Annotated in this window: 10 protein-coding genes; 6 read left to right on the top strand and 4 right to left on the bottom strand. The window is 59.2% G+C overall.

Annotation, left to right across the window (positions count from 1 at the left end):
* Positions 1-51: 51 nt before the first annotated feature.
* Positions 52-1,470: a sensor histidine kinase efflux regulator BaeS gene (baeS, locus tag AF70_RS04135; protein ID WP_028940719.1), complete on the top strand. Its 1,419-nt coding sequence runs from the start codon at positions 52-54 to the stop codon at positions 1,468-1,470.
* Positions 1,471-1,473: 3 nt separating this feature from the next.
* Positions 1,474-2,157 carry a response regulator gene (locus AF70_RS04130; protein ID WP_028940720.1) on the top strand — a complete coding sequence of 228 codons (684 nt, stop codon included), beginning with the start codon at positions 1,474-1,476 and terminating at the stop codon, positions 2,155-2,157.
* A 74-nt stretch (positions 2,158-2,231) separates the two neighbouring features.
* Here the strand turns inward: AF70_RS04130 and AF70_RS04125 are convergent, their stop codons facing one another.
* The 4 genes from AF70_RS04125 to AF70_RS04110 form a co-directional block, all read right to left on the bottom strand.
* Positions 2,232-4,358, bottom strand: coding sequence for a TonB-dependent siderophore receptor (locus AF70_RS04125; RefSeq protein ID WP_028940721.1), 2,127 nt, complete (start codon positions 4,356-4,358; stop codon positions 2,232-2,234).
* Positions 4,359-4,449: 91 nt separating this feature from the next.
* Entirely contained in the window at positions 4,450-4,899 is a 450-nt protein-coding gene (locus AF70_RS04120) for a hypothetical protein (protein WP_019578705.1), read from the bottom strand.
* A gap of 107 nt (positions 4,900-5,006) precedes the next feature.
* Complete coding sequence (locus AF70_RS04115) at positions 5,007-6,269, bottom strand: ATP-binding protein (protein ID WP_028940722.1); 1,263 nt, start codon at positions 6,267-6,269, stop codon at positions 5,007-5,009.
* Positions 6,266-6,949: a response regulator transcription factor gene (locus AF70_RS04110; RefSeq protein WP_019578703.1), complete on the bottom strand. Its 684-nt coding sequence runs from the start codon at positions 6,947-6,949 to the stop codon at positions 6,266-6,268. The genes AF70_RS04115 and AF70_RS04110 overlap by 4 nt, the downstream gene beginning before the upstream one ends.
* A gap of 224 nt (positions 6,950-7,173) precedes the next feature.
* On the opposite strand from AF70_RS04110, the gene bamA reads away from it, so the two are divergent.
* The 4 genes from bamA (at position 7,174) to AF70_RS04090 (ending at position 13,503) form a co-directional block, all read left to right on the top strand.
* Positions 7,174-9,540, top strand: a complete 2,367-nt coding sequence (gene bamA / locus AF70_RS04105) for an outer membrane protein assembly factor BamA (RefSeq protein ID WP_028940723.1) — start codon at positions 7,174-7,176, stop codon at positions 9,538-9,540.
* A 220-nt stretch (positions 9,541-9,760) separates the two neighbouring features.
* Entirely contained in the window at positions 9,761-10,753 is a 993-nt protein-coding gene (locus tag AF70_RS04100) for a transporter (protein ID WP_028940724.1), read from the top strand.
* Between the two features lie 54 nt (positions 10,754-10,807).
* A complete protein-coding gene (locus tag AF70_RS04095; RefSeq protein ID WP_028940725.1) occupies positions 10,808-11,989 on the top strand; it encodes an MFS transporter in 1,182 nt (393 codons plus the stop codon).
* 62 nt (positions 11,990-12,051) lie between these two features.
* Complete coding sequence (locus AF70_RS04090) at positions 12,052-13,503, top strand: carotenoid oxygenase family protein (protein ID WP_028940726.1); 1,452 nt, start codon at positions 12,052-12,054, stop codon at positions 13,501-13,503.
* The last annotated feature ends 40 nt before the right edge of the window (positions 13,504-13,543 follow it).

Here is a 13,543-nt window from a genome sequence, read left to right as displayed (position 1 = left end):
AAAATTGAAGATTGCCCGCCGCCCTTGAATCTTCGCCGCGCCAGGGCCTAAATGGGCGGGCCATTCACTGACCCGCCCGAGCCCATGAAACTGAGTATCTCCACCAAGCTGTTTATCGCGGTACTGGCCAGTGTGCTGTTTGTCATCCTGAGCATGGGGCTGGCCAACGGCTGGAGCTTCGGCAAAGGCTTTCTCGATTACCTCAACGAACAAGCGCTGTTGCGCATGACCCCGGTACTGCCGCGCCTGGCCAGCGCCTATGAGCGCGAAGGCAGTTGGGAATTTCTGCGCAACCAGCCGGATCGCTGGTTCGAACTCATGCGGCCGGAGCCCGGCGTAGATTTCACCGACCCGCATCGACCGAACCTGCCCACGTCCGACCTGACCGGCGCGGTGTTTCGCATCGCCCTGTTGGACCAACAAAAGCAGCTGGTCATGGGTTACTCGGCGATTGCCGACGACGCCCTGATGCGCCCGATCCAGGTCGCCGGTAAAACCGTCGGCTGGCTGGCGGTGACGCCGTTCCAGAACGTGACCGAAGCCGGCGGCGAACGTTTTCGTCTGTACCTGTTGCGTACCAGCCTGGCAATGGGTGTGCTCTCGTTGCTGCTGGCGATACTGATCGCCTGGTGGATCGCTCGCACCCTGCTTGACCCGGTCAAGCGGGTAGCCGCCGCCACGCATCGATTGGCCGCAGGCGAGTACAGCAACCGGGTGGCGGTGTCCTCCAATGACGAAGTCGGTCAGTTGGCCCGCGACTTCAATCAACTTGCGTATACGCTGGAGCGCAACGAAAAAATGCGCCGGGAGTTCATGGCCGATGTGTCCCATGAACTGCGTACCCCGCTGTCGGTGTTGCGAGGTGAACTGGAAGCGATCGAAGACGGTGTGCGCACGCTCGATCAGTCCTCGATGAAGTCGCTGCAAGGCGAAGTCGGCATGCTCAGTAAACTGGTGGATGACCTGTATGAACTGTCCCTGGCCGATGTGGGCGCGCTGACCTACCGCAAAAGCGAATGCGATCTCAACGACCTGCTGCACAGTTGCGTGGCGATGTTCCAGGAACGCTGCAACGCCCGGCACTTGCGCTTGGAGCTGGAACTACCGACAGCGCCGCCAAGGGTGGAAGCCGACCCCAAGCGCTTGCAGCAACTGTTCGGCAATCTGCTGGAAAACGCCGTACGTTATACCGATGAAGGCGGTGTACTGCGCATTCGCGCATCCAGCGATGGCGACGACGTACGCATCGATTTCCTTGATTCCGGCCCCGGGGTCGACGCAGATCAGTTACCGCGGCTGTTCGAGCGTTTCTACCGAGGCGAAACTTCACGCAACCGCGCCAGCGGTGGCGCCGGTTTGGGGCTGGCGATCTGTCACAGCATCGCCCTTGCTCATGGCGGCAGCCTCAGTGCCGATCATTCCCCGTTGGGTGGCCTTTGGCTGACCCTGCGCCTGCCACGGAATGCCTGAACCATGGTCAACGACAACCCGATCCTGATCGTCGAAGACGAGCCCAAACTGGCCGCATTGATGCGTGACTACCTGATCGCCGCTGGGTATGCGACCCAATGCCTGGACAACGGGCTGGAGGTGGTGCCAGCGGTCCGTGCCCGCGAGCCGCGGCTGATCCTGCTCGACCTGATGCTGCCTGGGTGCGACGGTCTGCAAGTGTGCAAGGAACTGCGCAGTTTCAGTGCCGTACCGATCATCATGATCACCGCTCGCGTCGAGGAAGTGGATCGCCTGCTCGGGCTGGACCTGGGCGCCGACGACTACATCTGCAAACCCTTCAGCCCGCGTGAAGTGGTGGCCAGGGTCAAAGCCATCCTGCGACGCAGCCCTCAGCTTTTGACGTCCGCACCACCGCGTCTACAGATTGACGAAGAACAGTACCTGGCCTCCCTCGACGGCATAACGCTGGACCTGACACCACTGGAATTGCGCCTGCTAAGCACCCTCGCCCGCTCGCCGGGACGGGTGTTTTCCCGGGATCAGTTGCTCGACCGGATCTACTCCGATCACCGGGTGGTCACCGACCGCACGGTCGACAGCCATATCCGCAATCTGCGGCGCAAGCTCGAACAGGCCTGCCCGGGGGAGCATCCGATTGAATCGTTGTATGGGGTGGGTTATCGGTTTCATCTCGCCGACGCCTGAAGCGTCGCCGAGATGAAGGAAGACTACCGCCCCGTTCCACGGGCAGAACGGGGCGGCACATCAAGACAGTGCGATCAGAACGTCACGCTGGCGCTGAGGCGTGCCGTGCGCGGCTCGCCGACATTGACCGCCAGTTGGCTGCCGGTGGAGGACGGGTAGTACTGTTTGTCGAACAGGTTGTCGACGTTGAACTGCAGCGAAGTCTTGTACCCGAACATCGGCGCCTCCCAGCGCACGAAGGCATCGGCGACGGTGTAGCTGCTCAGCCAGAAATCGTTGGCATTGTTGGCCGCACGCTCGCCGACATAACGCGCACCGCCGCCCGCATGCCAGGCCCCGAACTCCGTAGGCACATTCAGGTGATGGGTAAGGTACAGGCTTGCGGTGTGCTTCGGCGCATCGGCGAGGCGGTGACCTTCGTCATCCGGATCGTCGAGGATTTCCGTGTGAGTGTAAGCGTAGGTGCCGATCAGGTCCCAGCGCTCGGCGACACGCCCGGTGATGTCCAGTTCCAGGCCCTGTGAACCGACCTTGCCCGCGGCTTCCGAAAGGCTCGTACCATTGACGGTCTGGGTGGTCACGACGTTTTTCTTCTCAATGTCGAACAACGCCAGATTGATGTTCAGCCCCGGCAGCGGATCGTACTTGGCGCCGACCTCATAACTGCGGCCCTCCTCCGGATCGAAGGTATGGCCGGCATCGTCGACTTGGGTATTGGGCTTGAACGAACGGCTGTAGTTGCCGTACAGCGACAAGCTATCGGTGGCCTTGTAGACCAGCCCCAGGAACGGCACGAAGGCATCGCCGTTATCGTCGCGGTTGACCTGGTAGCTGCTACCGCGGCCCTGATCGCTGTACTGATCGAAATGCTGCTGGCGACCGCCGAGAACCAGGATCCAGCGGTCATCGAGGTGCCAGTTATCCTTGAAGTACACAGAGCTGGAGTTCAGCTGGTTGCTCAGGTCACTTTGGCTGGCACTGACAAGGCTCGGCTCGGCCAGACGACCATAAACCGGCGAGGTGATGTCGAAACCTGACCGCGCGGTATTGCGGTAGGTTTTGCCACGGAATTGGTCGGACGCTTCGGTATCCGCGCCGATCAGCAAGTCATGGCGCTGGCCGAACAGTTCCTGCTGGCCGATGAAATCCCAGCTGGCGTAGCGGGTCTCGTCATCGTAGTGAGCGCCGTTGGCAGCACGTCGCAGGTTGTTGCCGGTCAACGAACTCGGCTGGGCAATCGAGAGGCTATAGCGGTCGTTGTTCCAGCCGTAGGTAACGCGGGTTTTCCAGTCGTCACTCAGTTGATACTCGAAACGCGCGGTAGCCAATTCACGGATACCGACGCTTTTGGCCCATTTTTCGTCGAGGCGCTTGTCGTAGTCGATGTCCGCCGGATGACCATTGGTGAACACCGTGCCACGGTCGAAGGGTTTGGAGTAATCGTTGTATTCGTAGCTGAGGGTCAGGCTGGCACGGTCGCCCGTCCAGGTCAGCGAGGGTGCAACCAGGGTGCTTTCATTCACGCCGTAATTGCGCCAGTAATCCTCGTGGCCGCGTTCGGCAATCAGGCGATAGGCCAGGCCGGTATCGCCCAGCGGCCCGGTGGTGTCCACGGCCATGGTGCCGCCGCCTTCGCTGTAGGCCGAGCCGCTCAGGGTCGTGCTCTGGGCGTATTCAGGCTTCTTGCTGATCACGTTGATCAACCCGCCGGGTTCCAGCGCGCCGTACAGCATCGACGCAGGCCCTTTGAGCACTTCGATGCGATCTGTCGTGGCGCTGAAGTTTTTCCCCAGGTTGGAACGCACGCCATCGCGCAGAATCGAGCCGTCATCGTTGGTGCCGAAACCGCGCTTGACCAGCGAGTCCCGGGAACCGCCCAGGGTGTTGCCCTGGCTGACGCCGCTGACGAACTTCATCGCGTCGTTCAGCGAGCGCACCTGATAGTCGGCCAGGGTTTGCCGGGTTACTACATTGACCGATTGCGCCTCCTCCTTGATCGGCACATCGCTTTTGCTCGCGGTGCTGGCTTGAGAGGTGGTGTAGCTGGTGTCTTGACTGACGCGACTCGCCTGAATATCAGTGGTCGGCAGTTCGATCAATTCCTGTGCCCACAAAGGACCGGCGAACATCACGCAGGACAGTGTCGGCAGCGCGTGTTTGATGAAAACCTTGCGGCGGGCAAAGAGGTGGGGATGGCTCAAGACGTTGCACTCAATGAGTTAGTAGTAATGATTCTCATTGTATGGTGCGATGTATTTCCAGTAAACACCTTCGCGGCTATTAACTAACGAGTTATTGCTCTGCCGCATAGATGATGGTTTGCGCGCTGTCTGCTGTCGCGGGCGGCCGGGTGAAGTATGTGTCACCGTCATCCGTGAGGATCTCGTATTGCACCTTGCCGGCGACACGGCTCGATACAGCGGCATGCTTGATGATTTTCAGCACCCGCTGAAATTTCACACTTTGGGTGCCGTTCTGGGCTGGCCCGGTGAGCACATTGACCGTTTGAAACCAGCCATCATTTTTTTTGTTCGATACCAGGGTGCTGGTCAGCGCCTCGAAACGCTCCAGCCGGGTGAAGCCCCAGAGCGTCTGTTCCTCGACCGTTTTGCCCTGCGCGGTAGAACCCGTAAACACAAACAGATTGATGGCCGGATTGTCTTCACAAAAGAAGTCATAGGGCACCAGCCCGTCGACCATTTTCTTGCCGGAAACGAAGCCCTTTTTATGAACCAGAAACATGCCCACCTCCACACTGAAACATCAGCAAACGCTGCGTAAGTTTGAGCGGGAAGTCTACTTAGGCGAGGCGTACAGAGCCGTCAAGCCAATGTAATATCGTGTAAAGATCACGCCTGACGGGGCAAGCTGATTTCCACGGTCAGCCCAGCGGACGGCTCGTTGCGCGCCACAATCGTGCCGCCGTGCATTTCCACGGCCCTTGAAGCGATCGCCAGGCCCAGGCCGAAACCGGCACTGGCCTCGCTCAAGCCACGCTCGAACGGGTGAAAAATGCTCAGCAGCCGCTCGTTTTCAACACCCGCCCCCTGATCGGTGATCCGCACCGTCAGGCAGTCTGCTTCGAGATTGACCTCAGCCGACACAACAACCGCCGTCATCGGTTTGGTATGGCGCACGGCGTTGCGAATGACGTTCTCGAAACACCGATACAGCAACTCGCCGCTGACCCGACTGACGAAGACCGGACACGCCTGCAGGCTGACCCGGCAACCTTTCATTCCCGCCTCGAATTGAGCATCCTCGACGATCACCGCCAGCAACTCGATGATGTCGAGTGGCTCGCGGTCGATACTCTCGGGCCGGCCTTGTATGCGCGCCAAAGTCAACAACGCCTCGATCAGCGCATCCATCCGTACCGACTCGCGCTGGATGCGCTCCACCATTTCCTGGCGGGCCGGTTCTTGCTGCAGCAACCCGATGGCCGCTTGCATGCGCGTCAACGGTGAACGCAGTTCGTGAGAGATGTCATGCAGCAGGTGTTGCTGGGCCTCCACCAGCAGCTTCAGCTGGTTGGCCATTCGATCGCAGTCTGCGGCCAGATCGACGATTTCATCGCGGCGTCTCCCCATCATTGGCTTGACCCGGGTTTCGAAGCGCCCCTTGGCCACATCGCTCATCGCCCGCCTGAGGTAGGCCAGCGGCCACGCCAGGTAGTACGCCATGTAGCCGCTGAACAGTGCACTCATCACCGTGCCGATGATCAGCGGGATCGAACGCCCCGGCCCTTGCTCACCTTCTTTGCCAAGGGGCTGTGAGGATCTGAGCGAGAGGGTCAGACCGTCCTTGCTGATGACCGTTCGTTCAAAGGCCGGCCGCAGAACCGGCGACCCGGCCAGCAGTTGACCGGCACTGTCATAGACTCCAATGGTTTCGTCACCGGGGTGCCGCCACACTGCCAGCAATTGTGCTCCCGACTCGACCCCGAATTGCCGCAGCAGCTGTTCCTCGCTGGCCAGGATGGCCTCCAAATGAGGATCGCCAGGCCCGTGATTACCCAGCACCAGAATGCCCACCCCGACCAGAAACGTCAGGCTGGTGGCGAGCCAAAACGCCAGGAACAGTTTCCAGAACAGCCGGCTGGGTTTCATCATTCGGCGATCAACAGGTAACCGAGGCCACGCACGCTCTGAATCCAGGCCTTGGCGTCAGGGCGCGGACCGAGCTTCTGGCGAATGCTGCTGATGTGCACGTCGATGCGCCGGTCGTAGCGGGTCAAGGGACAGCCCAAGGCATTGAGCGACAGGTCCTGTTTGCTCACCACCTGCCCGGCACAACGGGCCAGTTCTTCGAGCAGGCTGAACTCGGTACTGGTCACCCCCAGCTCGCGCCCCTGCCACTGGGCCTGGCGCTTGCCGGGCCACAAGACCAGCGGGCCGGTCCTGATCACTTCTGAGACAGGTTGTTCCGCCGGCTGCACCCGACGCATGATTGCCCGCAAACGCGCCACCAGTTCCCCCGGTGAACTGGGTTTGGGCACGTAGTCATCGGCCCCCAGTTCCAGGCCGGTGATCTTGTCGATGTTGTCGCCACGGGCCGTGAGCAATACCACCGGCACCTGACTCACGGCCCGAATGCGCCTGAGCACCTCGATGCCCGAAAGGCGCGGCAGCATAACGTCCAGCACCACAATGCTGTAGCGCCCGGACAGCGCTTGAATCTCGCCCTCCTCGCCCGTGTGCACGGCAGTCGCCTCGAAGCCTTCACGCTCCAGGTATTGGCTGAGCATTCCTGTCAGTTCCTGGTCATCGTCGACGAGCAATACGCAGATCATTGGCGGGCTCTTGAGTGGGGGCCGCGCATTATCGCCCTTGTGCTGCACAGCGTCATCGCCCCGGGCAAACCTTTACCTAACTTGACACTTGGTTAACCGCATCAAACGCACCGAGCTTTTATGCTTCACCTTCACCAGCCTGCTCGCTTCGCGGTAACTCGTCTTGCTGTGGGATATCCGCGCCCGCCTACGCTGCTTGTCGATGTGTTCTGGATAAGATCTTGATGAATTTTTCGCGCCTGCTCTGCTCGGCTGCACTACTGCTCAACGCCTCACTTGCGCACGCCCAAGGCTTCAAAATTTCCGATATTCGCATTAATGGCCTGCAGCGGGTTTCCGCCGGCAGCGTGTTCGGTGCCTTGCCGTTGAACGTCGGTGATGAAGCGGACGATCGTCGCCTGGTGGAATCCACCCGTGCATTGTTCAAGACCGGTTTCTTTCAGGATATCCAGCTGGGGCACGACGGCGATGTTCTCATCATCACGGTGGTCGAGCGCCCCTCGGTCGCCAGTATCGAGATCGAAGGCAACAAAGCGATTTCCACAGAAGACCTGATGAAGGGGCTCAAACAATCCGGACTGGCCGAAGGTGAGATCTTCCAGCGCGCCACCCTCGAAGGTGTGCGTAACGAGTTGCTGCGCCAGTACGTCGCTCAAGGCCGCTACTCGGCCTCGGTCGATGCCGAGGTGATCGCGCAACCGCGCAACCGCGTGGGCCTGAAGATAAAAATAGATGAAGGCTCTGTAGCGGCGATCCAGCACATCAACGTGGTGGGCAATACCGTATTTACCGAAAGTGAATTGACCGATCAATTCACCCTCAAGACCAGCAACTGGCTGTCGTTCTTCAAGAACGACGACAAATACGCCCGGGAAAAACTCTCCGGTGACCTGGAACGCCTGCGCTCCTATTACCTGGATCGCGGCTATATCAACATGGACATCACCTCGACCCAAGTGTCGATCACCCCGGACAAGAAACACGTCTACATCACCGTCAACATCAACGAAGGCGCGAAGTACACCGTTCGTAACGTCAAGCTCAGCGGTGACCTGAAAGTGCCTGAAGACCAGATCCGTTCCCTGTTGCTGGTTCAGCAAGGCCAGGTGTTCTCGCGCAAGCTGATGACCACCAGCTCGGACTTGATCACCCGTCGCCTGGGTAACGAGGGGTACACCTTTACCAACGTCAACGCGGTCCCCAGCCCGAATAATGACGACCATACCGTCGATATCACCTTCGTGGTCGACCCGGGCAAGCGGGCCTACATCAACCGCATCAACTTCCGTGGCAACACCAAGACCGACGACAAAGTGCTGCGCCGTGAAATGCGTCAGATGGAAGGCGGCTGGGCCTCGACCTACCTGATCGACCAGTCCAAGACCCGTCTTGAGCGTCTGGGCTTCTTCAAGGAAGTCAACGTCGAGACGCCGGCGGTGGCGGGTGTCGACGACCAGGTTGACGTGAACTACAGCGTCGAAGAGCAAGCCTCCGGTTCGATTACCGCCAGCGTCGGTTTCGCCCAGAGCTCTGGCCTGATCCTCGGAGGTTCGATCACTCAGAACAACTTCCTGGGCACCGGCAACTACGCCAGCCTGGGCCTGACTCGCTCGGACTACCAAAGCAAGTACAACTTCGGTTTTACCAACCCCTACTTCACACCGGACGGGGTGAGCCTGGGCTACAACCTGTTCTACAACGCCACCGACTACAACGATTATTACAGTGACGGCGTTTCGTACTACTCCATCAACAGTTATGGTGCCGGCACTTCACTTGGCTACCCGATCAATGAAACCTCACGGCTGAGTTTCGGCCTGACCGTGCAACACGACAGCATCGAGCCAGGCACCTACAGCGCCGATGAGATCTACGATTTCATTGCACGCGAGGGCAAGGAGTTCAACAACTTCAAGGCCAACCTCGGCTGGTCGGAATCGACCTTGAACAAGGGCGTGCTGGCCACCCGCGGGCATTCGCAGAACCTCAACCTGACGATGACAGTGCCCGGCAGTGATCTGAGTTTCTACAAGATCGATTACACCGGGCAGACCTTCCTGCCGATCAGCAATGCCACTTCGCTGCGTTTCCACACCAAGCTCGGTTATGGCAACAGCTACGGCTCAACCGACGGCCTGCCCTTCTATGAAAACTACACGGCCGGTGGCGAAGGTTCGGTGCGCGGTTTTGAGAGTGGCACCCTCGGCCCGCGTAACACCCCGGCCACAGGCACCTATGCCAGTGCCGGCCAGGCGTACTACTCGGATCGGGACACCGACGCATTGGGCGGCAATATCCTCATCACCGGCGGGGTCGAATACCTGTTCCCGATGCCCTTCATCAAAGACAACAAATCTCTGCGTACCTCGGTGTTCTGGGACGTCGGCAGCGTCTACTCCAACAAGTGCTACCTGAGTACCACCCAGGGTTGCGACGGTGTCGACCTTGGCGAGTTGGCCAGTTCCGTGGGGGTCGGTGTCACGTGGTACAGCCCGATGGGGCCCCTGAGCTTCAACCTGGCGTTCCCGGTCAAAAAGCCTGAGAACGCTGATACCCAGGTGTTCCAGTTCTCTATGGGGCAGACTTTTTGAACCGATGAGTCCGCAAGCATTCCACTTCGTTGGTGCACTGACACGAAGTGCAGAATGTGGGGGCAAGCCCGCCCCCACAGGTTTCGCGCTCCCCCCCTGCATTATGGCGCTCTCAGTCAACTCTGGCCGTTGTGCTCAAGCATCACGAACGTTCGGGAATTAAAGTCGAAGTGCCAGGGGAGCTACCCCGGCTCACAATTCCAAGAATAGAGCCACTTCGATGAGCCTGAAAAAATCCCTGCCAGTATGCCTGGCACTCAGCTTCGCCTCGCTTGCCGTACCAGCAGCAGAGGGCCCTCCACCACCATCGGTGAGTGAACCCAGCGGTATCAATCTGGGCGGCACCAGTTTCTACGACGGTTTCGCGGGGCCGCCCGGTCTGTCCCACCTGACCTATCTGAAATTCAGCACCGCACGCAGCATCAGGGACAATGCAGGCAAGGATAATGGCGCCTTCGATAATCCGAAGATCAACGTCATCTCGCTGATCAACCAACTGAGCTATTACTCACCCGATACCATCGGCGGTGGTGCACACCTGGGCTGGAGCTTATTGGTGCCCATCATCTCCCTGGACGGTGACTTTGGCGACAACGGTGCCAAGCTCCAGGATAACGGCACAGGGCTTGGTGATGTCACGGTAGGGCCGCAGATCCAGTTCGACCCGATCGTCGACGCCCACGGCAGGCCCGTGTTTGTGCAGCGTCTGGCTTTCGACACCATCCTTCCAACCGGCAAATACGATAAACATAAAGACCTGAACCCAGGCTCCAACTACTTCTCTCTGAACCCCTACTGGGCCGCGACCTGGATGCCGGCGCCTCGTTGGGAAGTGAGCTGGAGGCTGCACTACCTGTACAACTTCAAGAACAACGATCCGGCGAGCAGTTCGACGCAACTTTTCGAGGGCCAGCCTGTGCGCGACACCCAGGCAGGACAATCGGCGTGGGCCAACTTCACGGCCTCGTATGAAGTGGTCCCCAACGTATCCGTCGGGATCAACGGGTACTACTTCAGGCAAATATCAGATGACGAGGTTAACGGAGGTCGGCTGAGCAACTCTCGGGAAAAGGTGCTGGGCATTGGCCCGGGCCTGTTCTGGAAAATCAGCGATGGCCAGGGCTTCTGGCTAAACACCTATAAAGAGACCGGCGTCGAGAACCGCGCGCAAACGGATTACGCCGTCCAGATCCGATACGCCCACACATTCTGACCGATGTGCGCCCACTCGTGCATGAGCGGGCCCTTTTACCCGAGGTGATGTTTCATGAACGCGCTCGACTCCATTGACAGTAAAAAATCACTGGCCGCTATCTGCCTGATGATGGTCATTTCCTTAGGGACGTTGCAAATCCAGCCTATTCTGGGCGGAGCCTTTATCGACCAACTCGGTTTGCCACTGAATGCCATCGGCGCCATTTTTGCGGCAGAACTGATTGCGATGGCCGTCGCCTGCGGCGTTTGCGCCATGTTGATGGCCAGCGTCGACCGGCGCCGCTTTGCCCTGATTGCCTTGCTGATGCTGGTACTCGGCAATCTGGCCAGTGCTCAACTGCATAGTCAGGGTTTGCTACTGATCTGCCGAATGATATGCGGCGCAAGCGGTGGCGCGGTCATGGCCGTTGTCTATGCCACCGCAGCCCTGCGCACATCCAAGGATTCGACGTTCGCGGTGATAAACATCGGCAACCTGCTCTGGGGGATGCTGCTTGTGAGTTCCATGCCGGTGATTCTGAAATCATTCGGCGTGGCCGGGGCGTTTTATCTCTTGGCCATCGCCAGTGCCCTGGCGATGGTTGGTAGCTGGAGAGTGCCGAGGAGCTACCCCGAGGCACATCGGGCAGCGAGCGGCTCGATCCCGCCTTTCGGGCTCACATCGATCTTACTGCTGATGCTTTTTACGCTGCTGTTTTTTGGCCATTCCGCACTGTGGGTTTACCAAGAGCGCATCGGTAAAAGCATTGGCCTGGAACCGCAACAGATCGGTGGAATACTGGGGGGCAGCATCCTTGCCGGTGCCCTTGGAGCGGCACTGGCCGGACTTATCGGCAGACGCCTTGGGTTGCTGTTTCCGCAACTACTGAGCTTCGGCACGGCGCTGATTGCGACTCTGGTCATGGTCTATGGCAATACCCCTGTCGCATTTGCGGTCACTGCCTGCCTGATCCATGCAGTATGGTTTTTCAGTCTGCCTTACTTACTGTCCATGGCGGCCGAGCTGGACCCTTCCGGCCGACTGGCCGGGCTGGGTAACGCCGCGATTTTCGTTGGTCAGGGGCTCGGCCCGTTTGGCGCGGCACTCGTGGTAGGCGAAGGGCAATTCCGCGCCGTCGGATGGCTGGCGGCCTCGGCCTACCTGACAGCCCTGGTTATCTCGTGTCTGCTCGTTGCACGTTTTCGTCGTGACGCGAAGCCTTGCACCACAGCACTGTCGCCTCAGTCGACCTGACCTGATATCAAACAGGAACCCCGTCAATGAACAATCGATACCCATCTTCAGAGGTTATGCCGATGACCACCCCGTTTCCCCAAACCCCTGAATTTTCCGGCGCGCTCTATGCACCCAGTCGGATAGAAGCCGAGGTGTTCGACCTGGAGATTGAAGGCACCCTTCCCGCTTCGATCCGTGGCGCTTTTTATCAGGTTGCGCCAGACCCGCAATACCCGCCGATGCTGGGCTCGGATATTTTCTTCAATGGCGACGGAATGGTCAGCGCGTTCTACTTTGCCGATGGCAAGGTGTCGATGCGACGTCGCTACGTAATAACCGACCGGTTGATGGCTCAGCGCCGCGAAGGTCGCTCGCTCAATGGAATCTATCGCAACGTCTACACCAATGATCCACTGGCGGCGAAGAACAACACCACCGCCAATACCAGCGTTGTCGCTCATAACGGTGTGCTGCTTGCACTCAAAGAAGATGCCATGCCCTGGGCAATGGATCTTGAAACACTGGAAACCCTCGGCGAGTGGCATTTTGACGGGCAGATCGAATCAGCGACGTTCACCGCCCACCCCAAGCTCGACCCGGTAACAGGAAACCTCTTGGCCTTCAGCTACGAAGCCAAAGGTGACGGCACACCTGACCTGGCCTATTTCGAACTGTCGCCCGACGGAAAGCTGTTGCACCAAATCTGGTTCCAGGCGCCGTACGCGGCCATGGTTCATGATTTCGCGGTGACTGAACACTACGTGGTGTTCCCGCTGATTCCGTTGACGACCGACCTCGAGCGTATGAAGAAAGGTGGCCAGCATTTCCAATGGCAACCCGATCTGCCTCAGCTCTTCGCCGTCGTACCACGCAATGGGCGCGCGGAGGACGTTCGATGGTTCAAGGGCCCCAAGGACGGTTTCCAGGGCCATACGCTCAACGCGTTCGATGAGGGCGACAAGGTTTACGTAGACATGCCGGTCACCGGCGGGAATATCTTTTACTTCTTTCCCCAGGCCGACGGTCATGTCCCGCCACCCGAAACACTGGCGGCCTGCCTGATGCGCTGGACCTTCGACCTGACCAGCACGCAGGAGGACATTCAACCGCAGCCATTGACGGATTACCCCTGCGAATTCCCAAGGTGCGATGACCGCTACATCGGTCGAAAATATGAGCACGGCTTTGTGCTCGCGTTCGATCCAGAGCGCCCGTACAACCCCGCGAATGGGCCGATTCCGTTTCAATTCTTCAATCTGCTAGCCCATGTGAACCTGAAAACAGGCACCACCGATGCCTGGTTTCCCGGTGACAGCGGATGCTTCCAGGAGCCCATTTTCATTCCGCGCTCCCCTGATGCGCAGGAGGCGGATGGCTACGTCGTTTCCGTTCTCAATCACATCGCGGACGGTCGCAGCGAGCTTGTAGTTCTGGATTCTCGTGACATGGAGAATGGCCCCATTGCACGAATCAAAGTGCCGTTCCGGATGCGCATGTCGCTACATGGTTGCTGGGTGCCGAGCAAACAATGACCCCATGGGCGACCCACTGAAATGACAGGAAGCCTGTGAT

It is taken from the genome of Pseudomonas sp. KD5 (assembly GCF_012932895.1).
Classification (GTDB): domain Bacteria; phylum Pseudomonadota; class Gammaproteobacteria; order Pseudomonadales; family Pseudomonadaceae; genus Aquipseudomonas.
The sequence above is the reverse complement of the archived record's forward strand: the minus strand, read 5'-3'. Positions and strand labels throughout refer to the sequence as shown.

Coding starts and splice junctions, on each gene's coding strand:
- baeS (WP_028940719.1), top strand. CDS start 52: ATGGGCGGGCCATTCACTGACCCGCCCGAGCCCATGAAACTGAGTATC.
- AF70_RS04130 (WP_028940720.1), top strand. CDS start 1,474: ATGGTCAACGACAACCCGATCCTGATCGTCGAAGACGAGCCCAAACTG.
- AF70_RS04120 (WP_019578705.1), bottom strand. CDS start 4,899: ATGTTTCTGGTTCATAAAAAGGGCTTCGTTTCCGGCAAGAAAATGGTC.
- AF70_RS04115 (WP_028940722.1), bottom strand. CDS start 6,269: ATGATGAAACCCAGCCGGCTGTTCTGGAAACTGTTCCTGGCGTTTTGG.
- AF70_RS04110 (WP_019578703.1), bottom strand. CDS start 6,949: ATGATCTGCGTATTGCTCGTCGACGATGACCAGGAACTGACAGGAATG.
- bamA (WP_028940723.1), top strand. CDS start 7,174: ATGAATTTTTCGCGCCTGCTCTGCTCGGCTGCACTACTGCTCAACGCC.
- AF70_RS04100 (WP_028940724.1), top strand. CDS start 9,761: ATGAGCCTGAAAAAATCCCTGCCAGTATGCCTGGCACTCAGCTTCGCC.
- AF70_RS04095 (WP_028940725.1), top strand. CDS start 10,808: ATGAACGCGCTCGACTCCATTGACAGTAAAAAATCACTGGCCGCTATC.
- AF70_RS04090 (WP_028940726.1), top strand. CDS start 12,052: ATGACCACCCCGTTTCCCCAAACCCCTGAATTTTCCGGCGCGCTCTAT.